Genomic DNA, 3,312 nt, shown 5'->3' on the forward strand with positions numbered 1-3,312 from the left:
TTTTTAGCAGAATAAACGGCACAGAGTTTATATTCGAGGGCATCAAGCACAACATTACAAAAATAAAATCTATGGAGGGTATAGACGTTTGTTGGGCGGAGGAAGCTGAGGCGATTAGTGATGTATCATGGGATACATTAATACCAACAATCAGAAAATCAGGTTCTGAAATTTGGATTAGTTTTAACCCTCGCTTTGAAGATGACCCAACATATCAACGCTTTGTTGCTAAACCACCTGAAAACAGTCATATCCTTAAACTTAACTGGACTAATAATAAATATATATCCAGTGAATTAATCAGCGAAAAAGACGACTTAAAAGCGCGTGATTATGATAAGTATTTGTGGGTGTGGGAGGGTCACTGTCTTAAAGTCTTAGAGGGTGCTGTTTATAAAGACGAAATGCGTAAGATGCGAGAAGATGGGCGCATTACTAACGTACCTTACGAACCATCTAAGCCAGTCTATACGTTTTGGGATTTAGGTTTTGGTGATTCAACCGCGATATGGTTTGTGCAAATGGTAGCAATGCAATATCGCGTTATTGATTACATTGAAGATAACAGAAAAGCGGTTGATTTTTACGTTAGAGAGATACAGAAAAAGCCTTATGTTTATGATCGTCATTATTTGCCACACGACGGAAATCATGCCAATTTAGCGACAGGTAAGACCATAAAAGAGATTGTCGAGGGTTACGGCTTAAAAGTTGAGATTACACCACAAATTGGCATTGATAACGGTATCAATGCGGTGCGTATGGCTATGCCTAATGTGTGGATAGATGAAAATAAGTGCAAAGAGGGAATAAAAGCATTAGAGTATTATCATTATGAACACGACAAAAACGGCAATAGACGAAATACGCCCGCTCACGATTGGTCAAGTCATGGTTGTGATGCTTTCCGTTATATGGCTGTTGCGTTTAAAGAAACTGTTGCAATTAAGCCGTACACACCAAAACTTTACGGCTCTAATAGTTGGATGGGTTAAACATGGCCAGCTTTAAAGACTTTTTGATTGATATTAAAAATAACGCATACGGGCTAGGTGAAAACGCTGCTAGTTTGCTAACTGGTGCGATTGCTCAGCCTGTGTCTGGTTATGCTGCTATGTTTGACCCTGTGCATGGTGCGGAGGCAATCAAGCAAGGTATGACTTACACGCCAAGAACCCAAGCGGGGCAAATGTATCAGCAAGCTGCTGCCAGAACATTGGGCGAAGCTGTAAAGCCTGTTATGCCTGTTATTGATACATGGCAACAAGGCGTTGATATTGCAGGTCGTTATAGTCCGACACTTGGCGCATTGATGCAAACAGCACCAACGGCTTTGGGTGTTGCTTTAGGTGCAAAACCGACATTACAAGCAGGGCGACAAGCAAGCAATACATTAGGCGCAATGCAAGCGCGAATGATTGCTAATGCTAACGCACCCAAAACGCTAAATACTGGTTTTATGGGGCAGCGTGGTATATTCGCAGGAATTAACGCGCTAACAGCAGATAAAGACGCTTTAGCTAAGGCTCAACAAATGATTGCTCAAGGTGTTGACCCTGCTCAGGTGTGGAAAGAAACAGGATGGGGTAAAGGGGTTGATGGTAAGTGGCGATTTGAGATTGATGATAGTTCAGCGCAATTTACAAACGACGCAATAAAAGAGCTAAGAAATAAAAACGGAAAAACGCAAGGCTCTATTTTCCCTCACCAAGATTTAGCGGCGGCATACCCTGAGTCTTCAGATATTTGGACTGTAAAACAGGGCGGAGGCGATGCTGCTTATTATAGTGGACAAATGGGTAAGTCAGATATGATTACATTAGGCATTCCAAAAAGAGGAACGCCTGATTTGTCAGACTTAAGAAGTAGAAATTTGCACGAACTACAGCACGCTATACAAGAAAGAGAGGGATTCGCAAGGGGTGGGAACATGAATGATTTTCAAACATCAAAAGACCCATTTGAAGATTATAGAAGAGTGGCTGGTGAAGTTGAGTCAAGGACTGTTGAGCGAAGAGCAGATTTAAACCCGCAACAACGTCGCGATAACTACCCGTTTGACTCTAGGGATTACGGTTATGATGTTGCTCCTGAGCATCAAAACATACAGTTTGAGCAAAATATCTCAAAATCACAAAGACCACTAACCGAATTTGAGCAAGCGCATTTATTAGCACAACAACGGGCGGCATTACCTGTTAATCAGCGCGGGTTGGATTTACCTGCTGATAATACGGCTATGGATAGAGCGCGTGCGATGGGGTGGGATACTGATGTTTATCATGGTAGTGCTTTTGATATAGAAAATATCGACACATCAAGAAGCCCGTTTTATACAACAGAAGGCGGCGCACCACACGAAATAGAATTTGCCAATAATTTTGCTAATACAAAAAGCGAAATGGGTAGCCCTAAAGTTTACCCATTGCTTTTGAGAAAAGGACAGATAACGGACACACGAAAAGGCATACCCGAAGGATTGCAAAACGCTGCTGAGGATTCTTACGCGCCATTAAATATAGGCGAAAAAGGATTGCCAACATGGGGAAATGTTAATAGTTGGGCTAGACGTGCAAAAGCAAATGGTGAAAAAGGCGTTTTATTGGATGAGCGGCCTTATCTCAATTCAGTAGCAGTGTTAGAGCCTTCAATGGTTCGCTCACGCTTTGCAGCCTTTGACCCGTTTAACCGTGACTCATCTAACCTACTCGCACAATCCGCCAAGTTTGCACCTGCTACTACTTTGGGCGCATATCTGTATAATGAAGATAAGAAAAACAAGAATAAAAAAGATTAATTAATGAGGTTAAACCATGAAATTTGAAGAAATTAAGAAGCTTATCGAGACTGACAAGCAAGCGGTAAGCGAAAATAGACGCGAAATGCTAGATGACCAAAAATTCGCGGCTGGTGAACAATGGCCTGATGCTATTGCCAAAAAGCGGCAGGCTGAGGGGCGTCCTATTCAGACAATTAACCGATTGCCAGCTTTTATTGACCAAGTTGTCGGTGATGCGCGTCAAAACCGTCCGTCTATTAAGGTTCACCCTGCCGAAGATGGTGACGTTGACATTGCAAATATTTACGATGGTTTGATTCGTGCTATTCAAAACGAGTCTAACGCCGACTTTGCGTATGATACGGCGATTGAACATACCGCCACCTTTGGCTTTGGTGCATGGCGCATTAAGACAGACTATGAATCGCACGATACATTCAATCAAGTTGTTTTAATTGAGCGTATTGTAAACCCCCTTAACGTGTATTTTGATAAAAACGCACAGCAGCCCGATTATTCAGACGCTCGTCATG

Annotated in this window: 3 protein-coding genes; all 3 read left to right on the forward strand. The window is 42.3% G+C overall.

All coding sequences use genetic code 11. From position 1 onward, the window contains the following. Positions 1-995: PBSX family phage terminase large subunit (locus tag Q0212_RS03835; protein ID WP_297922472.1), on the forward strand; the 995-nt coding region annotated here is incomplete at its 5' end. 2 nt (positions 996-997) lie between these two features. Beyond that, a complete protein-coding gene (locus Q0212_RS03840; protein ID WP_297922475.1) occupies positions 998-2,797 on the forward strand; it encodes an LPD23 domain-containing protein in 1,800 nt (599 codons plus the stop codon). Between the two features lie 16 nt (positions 2,798-2,813). Continuing rightward, positions 2,814-3,312 (forward strand): portal protein (locus Q0212_RS03845; protein WP_297922477.1); only part of this gene is annotated, 499 nt, incomplete at its 3' end.

The sequence above is a fragment of the uncultured Agitococcus sp. genome (assembly GCF_937920075.1).
Lineage (GTDB): Bacteria > Pseudomonadota > Gammaproteobacteria > Pseudomonadales > Moraxellaceae > Agitococcus.